This is a genomic window from Psychrobacter sp. UBA6766 (genome assembly GCF_002453355.1).
In the GTDB taxonomy this organism is placed as follows: domain Bacteria; phylum Pseudomonadota; class Gammaproteobacteria; order Pseudomonadales; family Moraxellaceae; genus Psychrobacter.
The window spans coordinates 119602-140927 of sequence record NZ_DKGQ01000020.1 but is presented as its reverse complement, the minus strand read 5'-3'; the positions used below and the strand labels follow the sequence as shown (position 1 = coordinate 140927).

16 protein-coding genes are annotated in these 21326 nt (G+C 43.7%); 8 read left to right on the top strand and 8 right to left on the bottom strand.

The genetic code is table 11. The annotated features are described in order from the left end of the window. Positions 1 to 557: 557 nt before the first annotated feature. Both B4K26_RS04800 and B4K26_RS04795 read left to right on the top strand, forming a co-directional pair. Complete coding sequence (locus B4K26_RS04800; protein WP_296243886.1) at positions 558 to 1646, top strand: RluA family pseudouridine synthase; 1089 nt, start codon at positions 558 to 560, stop codon at positions 1644 to 1646. 102 nt (positions 1647 to 1748) lie between these two features. Further along, positions 1749 to 2615: a polyphenol oxidase family protein gene (locus B4K26_RS04795; protein WP_296243875.1), complete on the top strand. Its 867-nt coding sequence runs from the start codon at positions 1749 to 1751 to the stop codon at positions 2613 to 2615. A gap of 179 nt (positions 2616 to 2794) precedes the next feature. On the opposite strand, the gene B4K26_RS04790 is transcribed toward B4K26_RS04795, so the two are convergent. Continuing rightward, on the bottom strand, positions 2795 to 4057 hold the full coding sequence (locus B4K26_RS04790; RefSeq protein ID WP_296243873.1) for a YeeE/YedE family protein: 1263 nt from the start codon (positions 4055 to 4057) through the stop codon (positions 2795 to 2797). Between the two features lie 581 nt (positions 4058 to 4638). Between B4K26_RS04790 and B4K26_RS04785 the strand changes: the two genes are divergently transcribed. The 4 genes from B4K26_RS04785 to B4K26_RS04770 all read left to right on the top strand — a co-directional run bounded on the left by B4K26_RS04785 (position 4639) and on the right by B4K26_RS04770 (position 10309). After that, the gene (locus B4K26_RS04785; protein WP_296243872.1) at positions 4639 to 5238 is read left to right on the top strand and encodes a flavodoxin family protein; all 600 of its coding nucleotides are present in this window, start codon (positions 4639 to 4641) and stop codon (positions 5236 to 5238) included. A 1002-nt stretch (positions 5239 to 6240) separates the two neighbouring features. Next, entirely contained in the window at positions 6241 to 7695 is a 1455-nt protein-coding gene (locus tag B4K26_RS04780; protein WP_296243871.1) for a cytochrome c, read from the top strand. 303 nt (positions 7696 to 7998) lie between these two features. Then, complete coding sequence (locus B4K26_RS04775; RefSeq protein ID WP_296243870.1) at positions 7999 to 9600, top strand: flavin monoamine oxidase family protein; 1602 nt, start codon at positions 7999 to 8001, stop codon at positions 9598 to 9600. A gap of 76 nt (positions 9601 to 9676) precedes the next feature. After that, complete coding sequence (locus B4K26_RS04770) at positions 9677 to 10309, top strand: c-type cytochrome (RefSeq protein WP_296243885.1); 633 nt, start codon at positions 9677 to 9679, stop codon at positions 10307 to 10309. 131 nt (positions 10310 to 10440) lie between these two features. Here the strand turns inward: B4K26_RS04770 and B4K26_RS12860 are convergent, their stop codons facing one another. The 7 genes from B4K26_RS12860 to tolQ form a co-directional block, all read right to left on the bottom strand. Continuing rightward, positions 10441 to 10551, bottom strand: a complete 111-nt coding sequence (locus B4K26_RS12860; protein WP_409521362.1) for an IS3 family transposase — start codon at positions 10549 to 10551, stop codon at positions 10441 to 10443. Next, on the bottom strand, positions 10505 to 10993 hold the full coding sequence (locus B4K26_RS12855; protein ID WP_409521364.1) for an IS3 family transposase: 489 nt from the start codon (positions 10991 to 10993) through the stop codon (positions 10505 to 10507). Before B4K26_RS12855 ends, B4K26_RS12860 begins: the two co-directional genes overlap by 47 nt. Positions 10994 to 11025: 32 nt before the next feature. Beyond that, positions 11026 to 11541 carry a helix-turn-helix domain-containing protein gene (locus B4K26_RS04765; RefSeq protein WP_296243869.1) on the bottom strand — a complete coding sequence of 172 codons (516 nt, stop codon included), beginning with the start codon at positions 11539 to 11541 and terminating at the stop codon, positions 11026 to 11028. Positions 11542 to 11661: 120 nt separating this feature from the next. After that, on the bottom strand, positions 11662 to 12954 hold the full coding sequence (locus B4K26_RS04760; protein WP_296243868.1) for a translocation protein TolB: 1293 nt from the start codon (positions 12952 to 12954) through the stop codon (positions 11662 to 11664). Positions 12955 to 13085: 131 nt separating this feature from the next. Next, a complete protein-coding gene (locus tag B4K26_RS04755; RefSeq protein WP_296243867.1) occupies positions 13086 to 14102 on the bottom strand; it encodes a cell envelope integrity protein TolA in 1017 nt (338 codons plus the stop codon). Between the two features lie 90 nt (positions 14103 to 14192). Continuing rightward, the gene (tolR, locus tag B4K26_RS04750; RefSeq protein WP_296243866.1) at positions 14193 to 14651 is read right to left on the bottom strand and encodes a protein TolR; all 459 of its coding nucleotides are present in this window, start codon (positions 14649 to 14651) and stop codon (positions 14193 to 14195) included. A gap of 7 nt (positions 14652 to 14658) precedes the next feature. After that, positions 14659 to 15369, bottom strand: a complete 711-nt coding sequence (gene tolQ, locus B4K26_RS04745) for a protein TolQ (protein ID WP_296243864.1) — start codon at positions 15367 to 15369, stop codon at positions 14659 to 14661. A 523-nt stretch (positions 15370 to 15892) separates the two neighbouring features. On the opposite strand from tolQ, the gene B4K26_RS04740 reads away from it, so the two are divergent. Both B4K26_RS04740 and putA read left to right on the top strand, forming a co-directional pair. Further along, complete coding sequence (locus B4K26_RS04740) at positions 15893 to 17188, top strand: NCS2 family permease (protein ID WP_296243863.1); 1296 nt, start codon at positions 15893 to 15895, stop codon at positions 17186 to 17188. Between the two features lie 864 nt (positions 17189 to 18052). Further along, the gene (gene putA, locus B4K26_RS04735; protein ID WP_296243862.1) at positions 18053 to 21322 is read left to right on the top strand and encodes a bifunctional proline dehydrogenase/L-glutamate gamma-semialdehyde dehydrogenase PutA; all 3270 of its coding nucleotides are present in this window, start codon (positions 18053 to 18055) and stop codon (positions 21320 to 21322) included. Positions 21323 to 21326: the final 4 nt, after the last annotated feature.

Sequence of the window (21326 nt, the reverse complement as noted above, 5' to 3'; positions counted from 1 at the left end):
TTGTTTCGCTCGTAGTTTAGCATGAGGCGTCTTTGCGAGCGATATCGAATATGGCTCTCAGGGTTAAATATACAGTAAATTACAGCCATGTCATATTTTAGACAGTTAATCTATCAAATAATGTCTGTCGTATAGTTGCTTCATCTTAATAACTTTTTATCACTCTCCATGACCGGATTGCGATAAAATCGTAGTTAACGCGTAGCTTCTGTAGGGCTTGGCTGCTTGGCATGTTACACTATGACGATATGACTGCCGCTTTTTTTGGCCTCACTTATTTGTGAGGGTCAGCAAGCACCAGTCTGCTTTCTTATGAAGTCAGCTTACCAAATAGGGTAAGGGGCTTTGCCCTATATCAATCCGCTATGAATAATGATGCTATGACGACCAATTTCCCTAAGAAACAACCGTTAGATACCGATATGTCAACAGAAGAGTTGCCGATGCCAAATGAGTTAGTAAATGACAATGTATTAAACAACACTGTATTAAATAACAATCAGGTGTTAAGTGACGATAACACGCCTGACGACAATCAAAGCGCGCTTGATGAGCAAATGCACGATACGTCCAATGATGACGAGCTAGAGGAATTGGTGGATGACGATATTGTCGACGATGAAGATGAAGACGAAGACGAAGACAGTGAGGATTCAGTCGTAGTTGCTGGGCAAGCGGTTCCGGTCATTATTGATGTCACGCATACGGTAATAGAAGACGAAGCTGGTTTACGTATTGATAAATTGGCATCAAAAGTTTTTACTGATTTTTCGCGTGCCCAGCTTCAAAGTTGGATCACTGACGGCAGCTTACTTTACAACGGTAGTGTGCAAAAACCGAAAATCCGTGTCAAAGCAGGGGACGTTTTACAGTTATCGACGACACTGCAGCAGCATAGCGAAGATCAGCCAGAAAATATCGATATCGAAGTCGTCTATGAAGATGATGATGTCTTAGTGATTAACAAACCTGTTGGTATGGTTGTCCATCCGGGCGCTGGCAATCAGACCGGTACCTTGGTCAATGCGCTCCTTTATCATTATCCGCAGCAGCACCATCTGCCGCGTGCAGGACTGGTACATCGTATTGATAAAGATACCTCGGGACTGCTGCTAATTGGTAAAACCAAGCCCGCGCAAATGGCTTTGATGGAGCAGTTAAAAGACAAATCTGTCTATCGTCATTACCAATGTGTGGTCGCAGGGGATGCGGCAAGTTTATTGCGTCATCGCCGTATTGATGCGCCGATTGGTCGCCATCGCAATCAACGTACCAAAATGACGGTGATGACGGCAGGGCGTGAAGCGGTTACGCATTTATTGAATGTAACGCCGCTGAACGATAACTATTGCCTATTAGATGTCGGTCTTGAAACGGGGCGCACCCACCAGATTCGTGTGCATCTAAGCCATATTACCTATCCGATAGTCGGTGACCGCGTCTACGGTGGGCGTCGTCAATTGCGAGCTGGCTTGACAGAAGCGCAGCGTCAAGCGATTAATAATTTCCCGCGTCAAGCTCTCCACGCTTATACTTTAGGTTTCGTTCATCCAACGACTGGCGAAGATATTGAAGTCACCACGCCAATCCCTGAAGACATGCAGCAATTGATGGCAGTGTTAAGCGATGGCTATGACGAAGAATAATGGTTGATAAGCAATGCTCATTACTGGTATTTGTTTAAAGATGCGAATTGGCAGTCATGCTCTGATTGTAATGATAAAAATAACAAAAATGGTAAATCGACCATGCCTAACATAACAAACAATCTGCCTGTCACCTTAGTTGCTCAGCTTAATGAGGTGACAGTTTTTCAAACGGCAGCTTTTAGTCGCGATAATAGTGAAGCGGCTAACGAGGTAGATAATCAGGCAAATTACGGTGCGTTGAATTTAGGCTTGCATGTCAATGACAATGCTAAAAGAGTCTTAAACAATCGCATGTGTCTATTAACGGCTATCAATGAGCAATTAACAGCAAAACAGCGCCAGCCTATTAATAGTTTGCACTGGGTCAATCAAGTTCATGGTCAGCAAATTTATGATGTCGATTCCACGTTACTGACGATGCGTCCGTTAGATGCTGATGCTATGGTCAGTCAGCAAGCACGAGTTGGACTTGCAATTATGACCGCCGATTGTGTGCCGATAGTTTTATATCAGCCAGCAACGGGACAAATCGCTGCCATCCATGCAGGCTGGCAAGGGCTGGCGTGCGGTGTCATTCAAGCGACTGCTAAACGTTTTAGCACTGATGAGAAAATGACGGCTTGGATTGGTGTTTGTATCAGCCAAGAAAACTATGAAGTTGGTCGCCAAGTTCGAGATAAGCTGCTGGCAGGCTGTATAGATAATCAAACTTTGTCATCACAGCATCTTGAGAGCTTTGAGGAACGTTATGTTTTAGCGTCTGAAGCGGATAAAGTTAAGCTGAATTTACACAAGCTTGCGGCTGACCAATTAGGTGCAGTGGGTATTAAAGCCAATAATCAGTCCGAGATTCCCTGTAGCTACGCTGACTCGCATTATTATTCTTATCGGCGTCAAACGCACCTTGGGCAGCCGGCAACAGGGCGTATGGCATTGATTATTACGCGCAGCCTTGCTATTTCTTGACATAAGCAAACAGAGGCAAGGACGGTTAATCGAAGAAATTCATCATTTATTGTATTGATGGTGCAATAAAAATAGCAGACTTATCTCTAGCCTGCTATTTTTTTATTTATTGACCATTTATCCTTAAACCCTAGCTTCATTTAGGTTGAGGTTACTTGGACTGAGAATAGGGAAGGATGTTAACAGACAGAGTCATTCGACTTTGGCACAGACAGTCCGAATAAAGGTCGCAGGTACAAGGCTAAAAAAGTCCCCGCCATCGCCATGATACCCCAAATATAACCATGCGCACTAAATGAAGCAATACCGCCAAAATAAGCGCCGATGTTACAGCCAAATGCCAAACGTGCGCCATAGCCCATCATTAACCCGCCAATCACCGAAGCGGCAAAATTGCCTACAGTAATCTGGGTGAATTTGAATAGACCGCCCGCTGCAGAGGCAATAAAAGCACCGATGATAATGCCGATGTTCATTACCGTGGTCGAATCAGCGAGTATAGAAGCATTTAGCGCGGCCGCATTTGTTCCTTGCCAGTAGCCCCAACTAGCGACATCAACGCCAAAAGTGCTAGCGATTTTAGAGCCCCATAACGTGAAGGCAGAAGTGATACCCCATGGCTGGCCACGCGTGAGCAATGTCAAAGCGTTGAGTATCGCCAAAACAATCGCTGCGGCAAATAGTGGCCAAGAACCACGAAAAATACGTTTCCAACCTTTTTCAGTGGGAATAGGGGCCATTCTAGGTGCTTTGGTTTTTTTCTCAACGATGAGCGTGACCCAGGCAATCAGAGCAAACAGTAACAAAGACACCATCCAAGCGCCGCTATAACCAAGACCAGTCGAGGTCGCTAAAGAAAAGGGCGCAAAGGAGGGCATCTCTTCTGTCCAAAACGGCAAATGATAAGCACCAATGGTCGCGCCAATGATGAAGAAAATAAAGGTGATAAACATCACCGAACGTCCGCCGCCCACTGCATAAAGCGTACCAGAAGCACAGCCGCCGCCAAGCTGCATGCCTATACCGAATACAAACGCCCCGACCAGTAGGCTAACCCCAACGGGTGAGACGTAACCTGCGGCCGGTCCACCAAAAATTGTCGTACCGTAAGCCAAAATGGGCGCAAACAAAGTGACCGCCACTGCTAACATCAGCATATGAGCGCGCATGGCTTGTCCGTTACCGACCGACATCAAACGTCTGAATGCAGAGGTAAAACCAAAGCGCGCATGAAACAGGGTATAACCTAGCAATAGGCCGATACCGAAAAGTAGTGGCTGGGCGATCGTCTGGGTAATAGACAGATAGACCAACATAACAAAACCAACAATTGCGCCAGCTGCTATCAGTAACGTTTGCGGGTCATTTAAAGCAAGCGTATCTCTAGGGATAGGATCGCGGCTATCGTTTACGGGTTGAACTCTAATTGTTGTAGTAGCCAAAATAATCACTTCCTTCTCTGATATAATATGTCAGAGTTAATTATTTATATCTTTGATTAAAATAGGTATTTGGAATATCTAAAGTATTTATCTAGGTAAGATTGAATAAGGATTATATGATAAACCCGTTTTGTAGGATGACTACAAGAAGAGGGGGAATTAATATATTCAAATACGGAATAAGAGCATCGGTTGAAATACGCTATAGAGCGGGTAACCTACGGAACAGTTATCTTTCTTTGCTATGTGCATTTGTTTTTATTGATATTTATTTTGCATAACAGCGACTATTTCAGTCAGTCGAGAACCACATAAAGTGCTAAAGAGTTTATTAAAAATAGCTCCCTCTATACACCTGATAAATTAAGTTTTGCTAAATATACCTGTTTATCCAAGGTTGTATTTATATAAGTTTGCCTCATATCCATTATCTACTGTGCTTACTGTCTTATATAATCGTGTCTACCGCCTTATATTTAAGTCAGCTCGCATGCGTAGACACTAATTCACATATTTTTAGTATAAAGTATTCATCATTTTAAAAATTAATACTACTTAACCAATCCCTTACTAGAGTTCGTATGACTACACCTATAACGCCTTCCTTAGTTTCTACAGAAAACCCTTCTAACGTATCGATAGCGGTCATCTATCATAGTAATTATGGACATACCAAGCGCGTTGCCGAAGCAGTCGCGACAGGCGCGCGTCAACAATTACCGACAGCACAAGTCAAAGCTGTTGATGTTCATGATGTTGATTGGGAGTTTGTAGATCAAGCGGACTTATTGGTGTTTGGTAGCGCCGTTTATATGGGCAGCGTAACGGCAGGCTTTAAAACGTTTATGGAGGAGACTTCTAAGCGTTGGTATCACCGTAAATGGGAAGGCAAGTGGGCAGCGGGGTTTGCCAATTCAGGGGGGCTGAGCGGTGATAAGCTTGCCGTTTTGCAGCAGATTTGCTTGTATGCTATGCAGCATGGGATGAATTGGATTGGTTTGCCACTGATGCCAACGGGGCATGAAGCGCATGACTTAAATCGTCTTTCAAGCTTTTTGGGTTTGATGACACAGTCGCTAGATGGGCCACCTGAAGTGACGCCCGGCGAAGGGGATATCGATACCGCCATTTGGTTTGGCGACCATTTGGCTAAGACCATCATTAAGCATCAGCCAAAATAGCAACTGGCTGCGGCAAAGGATTAAAATAAGCCAGCATTAAACAGGGATTTTTAAAATAAAAAAAGCAGATATCAAAATGGTATCTGCTTTTTTTATGCTATTGAGTATTATTTGATGTTGAAACGGTTTGAGTAGGAATAATGATAGCAGGTATGGACGCAGTAGAAGCGTTTTCAACAAGGACAGTTTTGGAAGGGAGGTTTTTGACAGGAATGGGACTGTCGACAAACTGAAAGGATTGGCATCCTGTCAATGGTATCGCTGCTGCAAACGTAAATAGAAGGGCATAAAATTTCATAAGGAACTCTCAGGAAGTTATTAGCAACGTTAAAATAGTGAGCGATATTAAAATAGTGAGCGATATTAAAATAGCACTTACTAGTAAGCAAAATAGGGGATGAGGTGAAAGAGTATTTGTTAGTAATATAAAATATTGCCAAACGCATAGCCAATCTCAAATCGCTACTATGTATCTATTATGTACATGTGCAGCTTCTCTTAACAAGTAGTCAAGTCAATTTTTAATATATCTCACACCTTAACTATGATTTATTCATCAATAGCATTAAGGTTTAGATACGATTAGTGGTTGTTTTATAAGGGATTTATTATACCGACTAGAATTATAATATGAAAAAATATATTGATAGAATATAAATTGGGACCCTATCAGATGTTTTTTAACTTTTGTAAAAAGATGCAGTGAATGCGTTACTATTTAAGTAATAGACGTGAAATAGTTTTACATTAGTGGGGTGAGCAGACATTCTTTAGAAACTATCTCTACGAAGGTGTTTTTATCACGTCACTTTATTAAGCATTTTACTGGACGATTTGCTAAATCATGTAATGGATTATCCGTTGAGTATCGATATTTTAAGTATTAAATTTTAAGTACTAAAATTTATCATTAAGACCTTTACTCAATGTCAAATGTTTTATCCTAATCATGCGTCCTAATAATAATTACAACACCCTAGGTGCCAGCTATATGAGGATATTATGAAGCCACTTTCTGTGATGTTATCGATGCTTGTCATTGGTATTACCTCCAGCGCCGTGATGGCTGAAGGTGCTAACCTTCCTAATGCCAACTTACCCAATGCTAGCTTACCTAATGTAAGCCCAGCCAATAGCGAGCTCGTCAACCGCGGCGCTTATATTGCACGCGCAGCTGACTGTATGGCTTGTCATGGTGAGGACTACAGCGGCGGCACAGCGGTTGGAACTCCTATGGGAGAAATCTATTCAACCAATATCACCCCCTCCAAACGTTACGGTATCGGTAAATATACCGAAGCGGATTTAAAAAACGCGCTACAAAAAGGTCGCGCACCAGACCATATGCTTTATCCTGCTATGCCATATCCTTCTTATAGCGGTATGACAGAAGAGGATATCAGTGCGCTGTTCGCTTATTTACAAACCGTTCCGCCCGTTGATGAAGCGCCCAAGAATAAAACCAAGTTACCTTTTCCTTTTAACATCCGTAGCTTAATGATCGGTTGGAATCTTCTTAACGTACCGTCTACTGAAAAGCGCGATGGTCTTAATGAGAAACAAAAACGCGGTGAGTACCTGGTTAACAATTTAGAGCATTGTGGCACTTGCCATACCCCGCGCAACGCTACTATGGGTTTCGATAAAGAAAAGTATCTATCAGGTGCGCCGCTTGGTAATTGGAACTCTCCGAACATCACACCTGATGAGTCAAGCGGTATTGGGAGTTGGAGTGAACAAGATATTGTTACTTTTCTACGTACCGGTGAGCTTGATCAGCGCGCTTATGCAGGCGGTCCCATGGGGGAAGCGGTTGCGCACAGTTTGCGTTATCTAACAAATGAAGACCTGAGTGCTATTGCTTCTTACCTAAAAGCGGTTCCTGCTATCCAAACAGAAGATAAAGTCAAAGCCGTTGATGTAGCACGCTTGCCAACGCCAGTAAACGACTCTATCACGCATGATTTGCTTGCGCAAAAAGATTACTTAGCTCAAGCAAAAGCGCAAGTTAGTAACGGTAGCAATTCGCCAAAATCACTATATTTGGCAGTTTGTGGTAGCTGTCACGGTGTCGATGGTTACGGTCAGCCTGACGCGCGCTATGCGCCTATCGTTGGTCTTAGCAGCATTCGCCGTGAAAAGCCTGACGCTCTTGTCAATATGATTCTTCATGGTGTAGAGAGCGCGACCAACACGTCGCCTATCATGCCAGGATTCTCAGAAGAGCTAAGCAGCGAGCAGATTGCTGGTATTACTAACTACGTTCGTACCAGTTTTGGTGGTCATGCCAACAGTGAGGTAAGTGCCGCTGATGTCGATCGCATCGCCGCAACAAAGGTAGAAAAACCTTTTTTGATTAAGTACGCAGGTTTACTAGCGATTGTCGGTATTATCGTCGCAATTTTGATCATTGTATTTATTATACGAGCCATTATACGGTCTAGACGCCGCCGTTAATTGAAGTGCATCTATTGCAGTGGTTGTAGTTTAATGGTTTTAATTGAAATCATTAACGCCAAAATAGAATAGCAACAGCTTCAATCGAACAGTAAATTATTAATCTTATAACAGCGTTTTAGACATTTATTACCAGACAAGGATTAACGGCAGGACGGTAGGGCGGACAGTTTGGCAAATAAGCGTAGAGTTAAGCCAAGCTGATGAAAGTTACAAACCCTTATGAATGAAATAAGCGTTTGTTAATAAGGATAGTCCAAGTGCTTACTGTTATGTGCGAACGTCTACTTTAAGGATATTATTATGAAAGACATGCTTCAATCACCAACGCGGCGCCAACTCCTTTCGATGATTGGTAAAACAGCAGGTGCAACCGCGATGTATCAGGCAATGACGACCTTAGGATTTGCCTCAGAGTCGAGTTTTAAAGAAACCATGGATTTAAAAGGTGCTCCTCCAGGTGCCAGTATTGTCATTCTTGGTGCCGGGCTTGGCGGGCTAACGGCAGCATATGAGCTGCGTAAAGCCGGCTACAATGTCAAGGTACTCGAGTTTCAAAATCGAGGTGGTGGTCGCAGTTGGACGATCAATAGCGGTGATAGATATACCGAGCTTGGCGGTGAAGAGGTCACCTGCGATTTTGAAGAAGGTAATTATTTGAATGGTGGACCGTGGCGTCTGCCAAGTCATCACTATGCTGTCTTTCATTATTGCAAGCAGTTCGGTGTCGAGTTGCAGCCATTTATCCAAACCAATGACCGTGCTTATTTGCACCGCACCAAACATTTTGGTGGTGTTCCCCAGCGATTGGGTGATGTAAAAGATGACATCAAAGGACACGTATCAGAGTTATTATCAAAAGCAGTTAATGCGGGTGGCCTAGACCGTTCGGTTAATACAGAAGATAAAGAAAAACTACTCGAAGGCCTAAAGGGTTGGGGCGTGCTCGATAAGGACTATCGTTACAGAGCCAGTCATGCAACCAGTACGCATCGAGGTTATAGCGTATATCCGGGTGGCGGTTTGATGCCTGATGCAAAACCTTCAAAAGTTTTGCCAATGAATGAGCTGTTGAATTCAGGTATGTGGTCCGATCTTTACAACAATTTTGATGTCTATGTCCATCAACCAACCATGTTTCAGCCTGTTGGCGGTATGGGAAAAATCGGTGATGCATTCACCCGTGAATGCCGCGACATGATTGAGTTTAATGCCAAAGTCACTAAGATTCATCAAGATGAAAGCGGCGTTACAGTTAATTATGTTGATAGCAACAGTCCAGATGGCGCGACCAAAACTGTCCGTGCTGACTGGTGTGTGTGTAATATACCGTTGTCGATACTGACACAAATGGATATTAACGTCTCAAAGCCGATGAAACAAGCCATGGCGGCCATTCCTTATGAGACTTCTTTTAAAGTAGGATTAGAGTTTAATCGTCGCTTTTGGGAGGAAGATGAGTGGATCTACGGTGGTGTGACTTATACCGATATGCCAATTACGCAGATTTCTTACCCCTCAGAACATATGTTTAAAACAGGAACAGGTGTGCTCTTAGGCGCGTATGGTTTTGGCGAAACTTCATATAAGTTTAATACTCTAACGCCACAAGAGCGTATCAATGTTGCTCTTGCCTATGGTAAATATATCCATCCACAGTACCCAAAAGAGTTTAAAGCAGGGACGTCAGTTGTTTGGCATCGAATCCCTTGGACACTCGGTTGTTACGGTATTTGGAATGAATCGAACCGTCGTCAATATTATGACACCTTGTGCAGTATAGATAACCGTATTGTATTAGCAGGCGAGCATTGCTCACACATTCCAGCATGGCAAGAAGGTGCTATTTTATCGGGTATGGATGCCGCAAAGCGCCTACATCAAAAAGCAAAAATGCTGGGTTAATATGAATAATTATAAAAATTCAGAGGCTATCATGGACAATGCAATCGTGAAGAAGGCAATCGTGAAGAAAAAAGTCATGAAAAACATGACACCCAAACTGCTGACTGTGATTTTATTGGGTGCGATGAGCAGTGCAGCACTTTTGGGCTGTAGTCAACATTCGGACGATGTAGAGACGCTGGCTAGTAAACAGCAACAAGACGCTGAAATAAAGACTGACAACCAAGCTAGTCGAAACACGGGAGCTTGGGGCGCCGTCTATATGAGTCGTGAGGAACTGACAGCCCCTCCTACCAATATCGTTGACGACAGCTTACTTCCCAATATGGACAATGACCCAAGTCTTACTGAATGGGAAGCAAAGTTTGAAGGGACAAATGCTTTTGTGACAACAGACGGTAAAAAGCTGTATCACGACTCTTGTGCAGGCTGTCACATGCATAAAGGCCAGGGTGCTTATGGTGCAGGCTATTATCCGCCACTGGCCAATAACAGTAAGATGCAATCAAAGTACTACATCATTGATATCTTGATTAACGGTTTTCGTGGCATGCCATCGTTCCATGGTATGATGAACGATGAGCAAATGGCTGCGGTGACCCAGTATGTGCATAGTGAACTCAATAACTATACAGATACAGTGACTGCCGACGATGTGGCTCAGTTAAGACACGCAAACCCATCAGCTGGCGATCCAAGTGACGAGTAATACTAATATGGATACTTTTAGCCAATCACTTTTGAGGGTTGCTGGCTAATATAATAAGAAACTCACTGTTCTTGTTAAAATAAAAAGCGCTCGATAAATGAACTGCCCCCCAAATCTTGGATGGTTTAAGTTTATATCAAGGACTGAGTTCTGTACTGCACAGGACTCAGTCCTTTTAGTTTAAGCTGAATTCTCTCATGGTTGTAGTATCGAGATCGGCTTTTCAATGTAAATAGTCTCACACTTTAGTGTACCGAAGAAGCCTTCCATTAATGCATTATCGAGGCAGTTGCCTTTTCGACTCATACTCTGTTTAATCTGATGTTTTTTGAGCGTCTGTTTAAACGACTTCATCTGATAATGCCATCCCTGATCTGAATGTAGCATGAGTTTCTTATGACGTTTATATTTAGTCTTGTCTAGCGCATGATCAAGCATTTGGCTGACCAAATCATAGGTTGGCCTTCTTGAGAGCGTATAACTGATAATCTCATTGTTATAACAATCGAGTATTGACGATAAATATAATTTGTTATCACCGACCTTAAACTCGGTAATATCAGTGAGACAACGTTTATGGGGTCCTGCTGCTTTAAACCGACGCTTTTTTAAATCAGCATATTTGTCTTTATTGCAAAGCTGTGCTCTATGATAGTAGAAGCTACTCCGCGCAAGCTTTGCTATGGTTAGTAAGTCAGATAATAGGTGTTGCTCTCTTAATTCTTCGATGAGCCTTGCTTTATCGCAGCTTGTTCCCTTTCCCGAAGCCGTTCATCTGGCTTTTTTAGGTAGACATTCTCCGCACGCAGATATTGCAGTTCACGCTTAAGCTCTGTTGGCGTCTTTTCATCATCAGGTTTGCTTGCGATAGGAGGTTTCATAAGGGTACTACCTTTATATTTGGATGTGAGTCCAGACATACCGTAGAGCCTGTAAGCTTTATGCCAATGGCTGATAAGAGCAGGTGAGCTAATATGAAATTTCAGTGCCGTTTCAGAGTGGCTTAATCCTTCTGCTAACATCAAAGCTATCACTTTATACTTAAAATCAGCACTGTATTTAGTTTTACTGGTTTTAGGTCTGATCGCGTCTATACCATCGCTTTGATATTGCTTAACCCATTTACGTACAAACCTTGGGTTTACTTCAAACTGCTCACCTGTGGCAGTTCCAGTATGTCCTTGCCGATAGTATGCAATGACTTTGATCTTAAAGTCTAGATCGTAATGCATAAAATAATCCCCATCAATTGTGTCCAACTTATGGGGGTCAGTTCAAAACATATCGAGCGCTTTTTATTTGTTAGCATTCAGCACAGCCTAACCTTATTTTACGCAATAAGGATTGCTAAATTATCTAGGGCTAGATGACCAGACGGGTGAGCGAATAGTACCTTGACCAGATTTACCAAAGGCTCCGCCGCCGTTCAAAGACTTAATGGTCAGAACGCCTTTACCGCCTTGCTTTGAAGCATATACCACACGCTTACCGTTGGGTGAAAAGCTCGGTGCTTCGTCGATACCTGTATTTCCCAAGTTGGCAGTGATAGCACCCCTATTATTCATAATGGCAGCTGAGCGACCACTTAAAAAAGCAATTTGCGAGCCGTCGCTACTAAACTGCGGACTGGTCGCATAACCATTACTGGATACCTGAGTCGTACGTCCTGAGCCAAATTCATAACGATAGATGCGCGGTTTGTTAAATCCTGCACGGTCACTGACGAAGACAAAAGATTTGCCATCAGGCGCGTAGCTTGGCTGAACTTCACTGCTTGGCCAATTGGTGATACGTCGAGGCTGACCGCCACTAGCGCTTATCTCATAAATATCGGCACTGCCTTCAAAGCTGCTAGAAAACAGGATTTTGCTGCCATCTGGTGAAAACGATGGACTAAGATTGCTGCCAGGGAAAGGTGTTAAAACCGTTGCTCCGCCGCCGCTTACGTTCTGAATATAGATAACAGGATAAGATTTATCGCGCTGAACTGAATAGGCGATGCGATTGCCGTCAGGCGACCAAGTAGGTGAGAAGATAGAGCCTGCTACTTCTGTAATGATTTTGGCGTTTTCGCCATCGGCATCCATGACTTTTAATCGCGATACTTTGTCTTTTCCAACGCCAACTTCCTCGATATAAGCAATGCGCCCTGAGAAATCACCTGGAATGCCAGTGATAAGCTCATACACTTTATCCGCAATCACATGAGCGGCGTAACGCATGCTTTCATTGTTATTATCAGCAGTCAAAGTTTGCTTGCCTTCTATCACGCGTCCGGTTTTGACTTCAATAACTTCATAATCGGTGACAACCTTACCGCGATTACTGCGCGTGCTACCAATAACAAGATAAGGAATTCCCATGCTTTGCCAGACGGGAAGTGTCCCTGACAATTCGCTGCTACTATGCGGCTGCTGCGGTAGGTTTTGGCTGGTAACTGTTAGCTCAGTTTTACTCAAATCATTTAAGATAATCGGCGATAAGGTAGAGTCACCAGCAAAGGACACAAAAGCCACTTGGTTTTGTTGCACAGGAATCTCATAATCCAACTCTAGAACGACAGGCGCCGCAATGACGCTAGGAGCAAGTAGCAAGCTTGAAGTGCTGGCAAGTAAAGAGAGGCATAGTTTTTTATAAATGCGCATAACCAAGTCGAACTCCTAGATAGGGTTAATAGTGTTTTATAGTGGTAAACCAATGATAACGGTAAGATAATATCACGGCAGGTGTAAGCTGCTTAAAGTAAAGTTAGCAATAATATCGTTTAAGGGCAACTTTAATTGCTGCCCTTAAACTGAATGGTAAAGGTGGGATATTTAGGATCATCGGCATCGATTGGTAAGCTGCCTGTATTTAATACCGCCTGTTTGGCGGCTTCATTAACGGCACTATCTGGTCCTGAAGCGGAGACATTAACGACGGTGCCGCTGGTATTGACCGTAATGGTTAGCGTGGCGCGCTGAGTCGAGCCTTTGGCCGCTGTCGGTGGCTCATAGTTACGTTTGATTAAATTGATAATTTCACTATTACTGGTGCCTCGACTACCGCTTGATGCCGAGCGACTGCTGCCTTTTGCGGTACTGGTGGTTGCTGTATTTCCAGATAGGGTCGATTGCCCATCATCTCCTAAGCTAAACGTCTGGCCTGCGCTACCTGAGCTGCCCGTATCGATTTCTATATTTCGATCATTTGCAGTCGGGCGTTTAATCTTGGGCGGATTATTTTGTTTATTGCGAAAATCCCCAAGCCTTTTTTGCTCCTCAATAAGCTGTTGTCTTCTGTCTCGTTCAACTTGATCATGCTCCTCTAGCACAGATTCATCTAACTGTGCTGCCCACTCAGCCATACTGCGCTCATATTCTTGATTTTGCTCAAGCAGGCGCTGGTGCTGCTCTTCACTCATCAACATTGGGTGAGGATTAGCAGAGTCATCAGAACGGGTAAAAACAGGTACACGCTGAGAATTCGGTTCGCTAGGATTTTCATAGCTGACACTGCCGTCAGAGCTGTTTTCTGGCATGTTAATTGATGAGCCGCTTGCCGCACTGTCAGCTTGCATGGCACTGGCCGCTGCTGCTCGATTGGCAAGAATTTGTCCTTGCATTTCAGCCAATTGTTCAGGAGAAACCATGACAGTTTCAATACTACCAGCAGTTTCGACTTCCATATGTTGATACGTATAAACCAGTATGCCAATCACAAGACCATGTGCCAACAAGCTTAAAAGCGTAGGCAAGGTTAGCCCGTTACCTTCAGGTTCGGTCGGCACATACACGGTGGGCGCATTACGCATAATAGGGATACTCAAATACGATATTTATTAAATTAACGTCTTCATTATAACCAGCTGAGCCAATCTAAGTTAAGCTAAAAGTAGGGTGGACTATAAGGAAGGCGCGGGTAAAGGGGAGCCTGTTAAGAGTCCTACCTTTTGGATGCCTGCTTGTTGCAGAGTTGCCATTAAGGTCATGATAGCCCCGTATTGATTATTTTTATCGGCATTAATCATCACTTGTAAAGGCTGAGTGCCCGTATCCGTATTTTGATTTTGCAAGTTGGTTAAGGTATCAATCAATTCCGGCTCACTAATCGGCAGGTCGATATTGTTCTCATAACTGATAAAAATCTCGCCGCTATCTGTCAAGGAGACAATCACAGGTAGCTGGCTTTGGCTGATGGTATTGGTTTGCTCTTTTGGCAAATCAACATCGACGCCCGTAATGAGCATCGGCGCTGTGACCATAAATATCACCAGCAGCACGAGCATCACGTCGATATAAGGAACAACGTTCATCTCCGCATTTAGCGCTTTTCTCTCACGGCGATAGGGACTTTGTTTCATAAACCAGCTACCTGAGTGCTTTGATTGACTTGCTGCTAGGTTGCGAGCTTTCGATGCTAGTTTCGCGTTGAAGCATGCCTGTCATCTCGTCGCAAAATAAAGCGCGCGAGTCGTATAAGCGGCTCGCTTTGGCAGTAAAATGGTTATAGGCCAATACCGCAGGGATAGCGGCAAACAATCCCATAGCGGTAGCAATCAATGCTTCAGCAATACCGGGCGCGACAGTCGCTAAAGTTGCTTGCTCGCTTTGCGATAGTCCCAAAAAGGCATTCATAATGCCCCAAACGGTACCAAATAAACCGACATAAGGCGCTACTGAACCAATACTTGCCAGCGTCGTTAGCCCTGACTCTAATAATTGCTGCTGACGACCCAACCCAACTCGAAGCTTACGTTCGACGCCATCGATGATGTCATCTTTAGGTTGGCGTTTTTTATGCATTCTTAGGTATTCAGAAAACCCAACATAAAAAATCTGCTCAAGTCCTTGGCGTTCAGGCGAGCCTTGGACACCTTGATAAAGTTTCGCCAAATCCTCTCCTGACCAAAACCACGTTTCAAACTGTTGGTCGAAATTTTTGGCCGTACCAAGGCGTGCGCTCATACGAAAAATAATCACCCAACTGAGTAGCGAAGCCAATAGCAACAATGCCATCACAATCTGTACCAATAGACTGGCTTGAGTGATAAGGTCAATAATATTTAAGGATTCAGGCATGTATGAGACTCATGGATAGTTAATGATAGACAATTTAATGGGCGTTTCATATCAACCCTCTAGTGTACTGCTAAATCACGCAAATATCACTAATAATATGTTAATGGCCTATTAGAAAATACCTTAAATCAATTCTTCTAAAAAAACTAATGACAGCACGACTATTTTATAATATTGTCCATATGGTCAACTAATTTGCACTCTTATAATCAGAAGAGTACCACGTTCATTGAAATTTTAAGTGAATTTCACTAGAATGTTATTGTTTGTTGCTGTCATTTTTCATGATGGTTCTGCATTTGCCAAATTACGTGTGGCTAAAGGACTAAAAACATCATCTCTAACCTTATTGTATAAGCGTCATTTACAGTCGCAATCTGGAAGCGTCATTTATCGTCGCAATTTAGGTGTATTTTTATATGTTTGATTTAAACGCAGCATCGAGCGTCGCAATTTGGAAGCGACACTTATCAATACTGTTAAATAATGATAATTTACTTACCGCAATTTGGAAGTGACTCTTATGAACGCAATCGAACGCTATTTTGGAATCAATGGTGAAAACACCACGATCAAAACCGAGATTTTAGCGGGTGTCACCACGTTTTTAACGATGGCATACATCATTTTTGTCAACCCTAACGTCCTTGCTGACGCTGGTATGGATAAAGGCGCGGTGTTTGTCGCCACCTGTCTTGCCGCAGCGCTCGGGTGTTTTATTATGGGGATTTATGCCCGCTTACCAGTCGCCCTCGCACCTGGTATGGGATTGAACGCCTTCTTTACTTATGGCGTAGTTTTAGGGATGGGCTACACGTGGCAAACTGCGCTTGGTGCTGTGTTTTTGTCCGGTTGTATTTTTATCCTGTTAAGTTTATTCAAAATTCGTGAATTGATTATCAATTCTATTCCAGACAGTATTAAACAAGGCGTGGTCGCAGGTATCGGTGCATTTTTAGCCTTTATCTCACTACAAACGGCAGGCGTCATTGTCAACAATGATGCAACGTTGGTGGGACTTGGCGATATGACCACGTTTTCACCTGCGATGGCGGCATTGGGCTTTATTGTGATTGTTGGTTTGTCTCACAAAAAAGTACCAGGCGCGGTAACAATAGGTATTTTACTGGTTGCCCTTATCAGTCTCATCACTGGCCATACGCAATTTGCTGGTATCATATCGGCACCGCCACCGATTGCACCGACGCTGATGCAGCTTGATATTGCAGGCGCGTTTGATGTGGCGATGATCAGTGTTATCTTTGCCTTTTTATTCGTCGATTTATTCGATACCGCTGGAACCTTGATTGCGACGACCAGTCAGGCGGGATTAATTGGTAAAGATGGTAAAATCCCTAATATGGGAAAGGCGCTGTTGGCGGATTCAAGCGCAACGGTTGCAGGAACGTTATTAGGAACGTCCTCAACCACCAGTTTTATTGAGAGTGTGTCAGGAATTGCAGCAGGTGGTCGAACGGGTCTGATGGCGGTGACGGTCGGCGTATTGTTTTTACTTAGCATATTTTTTTCACCGCTTGCTGGTATGATTCCTGGCTATGCAACAGCAGGCGCTATCTTTTATGTCGCTGTACTGATGATGGAGACGCTAAGGGATGTTAAATGGGCGGATTTAACAGAAGCGGCACCCGTTGTGGTTGTGCTATTGTTCACACCATTGAGCTATTCTGTCGCTGATGGTATTGCACTTGGCTTTATTACCTTTACTGCCATTAAAGTTGTCGCAGGTAAATTCTCTGATGTGAGTATTCCGGTTTGGTTACTAACGGCCGTCTTACTTGCTAAAATTATATTTATATAGTCCTGCAACTTATACTTAAAGTCATGTTGAAACTATGTTGAGGTCATATTGAAATAACGGACGTTGTGATTTTCTAAACCCTTCTTATTTTAAATAATAGGAAGGGTTTTTTATGTTTTAACCATAATAGATGTCTAAAAACTATTCAATTTATTCCAAAGCATTCCAAGTCATTGATTCAAAAAACAATTCATTTCCCATAGTAAACATAAATTTATAACTAAAGCGTCATTTCTGACAAGCGGTTAATAACCATTTGTTTTTAAACAGTATTTTGTTTGGTTAAAATAGGTAAATTCGTTAGTTGGAAAATTTTTTTCATGCTACCATGTCGAAGTTAAGCGCATCACCTCAATCAACGCCGTAGAGGTTTTTCTTACAGTGAATTAGTATTCTATAAGATGACAGATAAGTGTTTATTAGGCTTTAAGTTTCCATAAAAATCAGATGTTATAAATGTTAGGTTTTATGAACTTAAACCTCTATAAAACGTCACTTGCCTTTGAGCATCACCTCCTTTCACTACTGACAAGAAGAAGGCACTAATGCCGCTTAGCTGTTTGTTGTTGCCTTTATATTGTTAACGTAGCCCGTTTAACACTAAAACGACCTACTTGACCGTTTCCAGCCTATGCTGGATTTTCTCGTTTTATAATGGCGCTGTTTGGTCTTTTGTTTATTGCTAATTGGCTTATTTCTATAATTATTATTTATCCACTATTCGAGCTCAAAGATATTTGTTATCAAGAATAGTAGGGGTGAAATTTTAATAATGTTTGACAATAATTGCCGCTATATCTTTAGCAATCAAAGCTCCTACCGCACCATTTATTATGGTTTTTAAACGATAGTTATGGAGTTGTTATGAACCCAGTAGACCAATTTACCCCGCAAGAGCCGATTTTATTTAATCCGCTCGATATATTAAAGCCCGCTTATCTCAGTCAATCGTCGAACGAGCTGTTCTCCCGTATTTCACCTTTATATAGTGTGGACGAGGAGCGCTGGTTGACGGAATTGTTGCCGCTCGCCAAACCAACGGATGCAGAGCGTGAAGGGGCGGCCGCGCAGACTCGTCAATTGGTCGAGCATGTGCGTAATGATGGCAAAGCCGTAAAAATGGTTGATTCATTATTACTTGAATATAGCCTTGATACCCAAGAAGGTATCTTGCTCATGAGTTTGGCAGAAGCCTTGATTCGGGTGCCAGACAATTACACCGCCGACGCCCTCATTCACGATAAAATGAGCGTCGCTGACTGGAAAAAGCACATCAAAAATGACAACGGTTTTATGGTCAATGCCTCGACATGGGGCATGATGATGACAGGCCGCGTCGTCAGTATTGATCGCAATACTACCGCTGCCGGGTTTTTGGACCGCATGACCAAAAAGATGGGCGAGCCGGTCATTCGTAGTGCGATGCAAAAAGCCATGCGCATCATGGGGCATCAGTTTGTTCTTGGCGAAACCATTGAGGGTGCCAATAAAAACAGCCAACCTTATCGTAATAAAGGCTACACCTATTCATTCGACATGTTAGGTGAGGCGGCGATTACCCACAAAGACGCGGAAAAATATTTTAACGATTACTTGCATGCGATTAAAGCCACGGCCAGTATCAAGGTAAAAGAAGGTATGCCAAAGCCGTCGGTCTCTATTAAGCTATCGGCATTGCACCCGCGTTATGAAGCGACGCAAGAAGCGCAAGTGATGGGACTACTGCGTCAGCGTTGCTTGTTATTGATTGAAGCGGCTCGTGAGGTCAATGTCGATATCAGTGTCGATGCTGAAGAAGCAGACCGTCTTGAGATTTCTTTAAAGCTGTTTGAGTCTCTTTACCGTGATAATTTAACCGCCGGTTGGGATGGCTTGGGTATCGTCGTACAAGGTTACTCTAAGCGAGCTATTGCGGTTCTGACGTGGCTTGCGTGTCTGGCCTCTGAGGTAGGCGACCGTATTCCAGTGCGTTTGGTAAAAGGCGCGTATTGGGATACTGAAATCAAACTGGCGCAGCAAAAAGGGTTGTCAGGATATCCTGTTTGGACACGTAAAGAAGGCACGGACACCGCTTATCTTGCTTGCGCGCGCTTCTTATTATCAGAGCATTTGCGTGGTTTAATTTGGCCTCAGTTTGCTACTCATAATGCGCATACGCTTGCCTCAATTATGACTATGAGTGCGCACAAAGAGTTTGAGTTCCAGCGTCTTCATGGCATGGGTGATGCGCTTTATGACCATATTCTGCAATCTTACAAAATTCCAGTGCGTATTTATGCTCCCGTTGGCGCTCATAAAGACTTGCTACCGTACTTGGTACGTCGTTTGCTTGAAAATGGTGCAAATAGCTCGTTTGTGCATCAGTTATTAGATAAGTCTTATCCGATTGATAAGCTGACGGTCCACCCGTACGATAAGTTATTGACCAATGCTACCTTGCATAATCCTGATATTCCGTTGCCATTAGATATCTATGGCGCGCGCCGAGCCAGTTTCGGTCCCAATATCTTTGTAGAGTCGCAGTGGCTACTATTTAAAGCCGCTATCGATAGCCATTTGCATAAAACGTGGTCGGCAACCTCTATTATTAACGGTCACGCAGTTAAGGAATTCGAAGTTGATGGCGCTTCTAAAAAACTTGAGCTGCAAACCGTTCGCGCGCCTTGGAACCATGAAGTTATCGCAGGCGAAGTAACCTACGCCAATGCTGACATTGCTCAAAAAGCCATCGATGCTGCCATCGCGGGTCAAAACGCGTGGCAAGCGGTACCTGCTGCAAAGCGCGCTGCTATTTTGCGAAAAGTGGCGGATTTATATGAAGAAAATTATGCTGAATTGATGGCACTTTGCCAGATTGAAGCCGGTAAAACCATGCAAGATGGCATTGATGAAATCAAAGAAGCGGTTGATTTTTGCCGTTTTTATGCCGACGAAGCAGAACGTCTCGACGCTAAGGTTTACGAGTTTACCGACTTGACAGGCAAGCAATCACGCCAAGTATATATGCCGCGCGGCACCTTTGTTTGTATTAGCCCGTGGAATTTTCCCTTGGCAATCTATACCGGTCAAATTATGGCAGCCCTTGCCGCAGGAAATACTGTGGTCGCCAAACCTGCTGAGCAAACCAGCTTGATTGCGCATTTTGCCGTGCAGCTGATGTATCAAGCCGGCGTGCCTGCAGAAGCCTTGCAATTTGTCGTCGGGGCAGGCGAGGTTGGCGGCACGTTAACCGCTGCTGATAATATTTCGGGTGTTATTTTTACCGGTTCAACTCAAACGGCGCAGCATATCAATCAAAGTCTCCATCAGCAAGTCAATGGCGATGCCAAAACCAGTGCTGAATTGCCAGTGTTGATAGCTGAAACGGGTGGTCAAAACGCCATGGTCGTTGATTCAACAGCACTGCCCGAGCAAGTCGTTAAAGATGCCGTATTATCTGCCTTTGGTTCGGCAGGTCAGCGCTGTTCTGCGTGCCGTATCTTATGTGTGCAAGAAGAAGTGGCGGACAATTTAATCGAGCTACTACAAGGAACGATGACAGAATTGGTCGTCGGAAATCCATTGTATGCGGCAACGGATGTCGGTCCAGTGATTGATGCTGATGCCAAACAAAGTCTTGAAGCCCATATCGAACGTATGGCGGCTGAACCAACGGCCACGATTTTGGCGCAGACGCCGATGAGCGCAAGCTCGGTGGTTAGCGAAGAGCACTCTACCTTTGTCTTACCAACAGCGATTGAGGTAAAAAGTATCGATGTGATTGGCGGCGAGCACTTCGGCCCGATATTGCACGTGCTGCGTTATCAAGCGCGTGATTTAAATAAGCTTATTGATGCGATTAATGGTACGGGTTTTGGTTTGACCTTGGGTATCCATAGCCGTATTGAAAATATCGCTGAGCATATCGAGCGCCGTGCCTTTGTTGGTAACACTTACATTAACCGCAACCAAATCGGTGCAGTCGTCAACGTGCAACCGTTTGGTGGTTGTGGTCTGTCTGGTACGGGTCCAAAGGCTGGCGGGCCGCATTACGTCGCTCGTCTGATGCAGCTATGCACTGAGTCAGTCATTACTGAGCCAAAAACTGCGGTAGACAATAGCACCGAAACCCTTACTCAAACCCAAATCGCATAAGGAG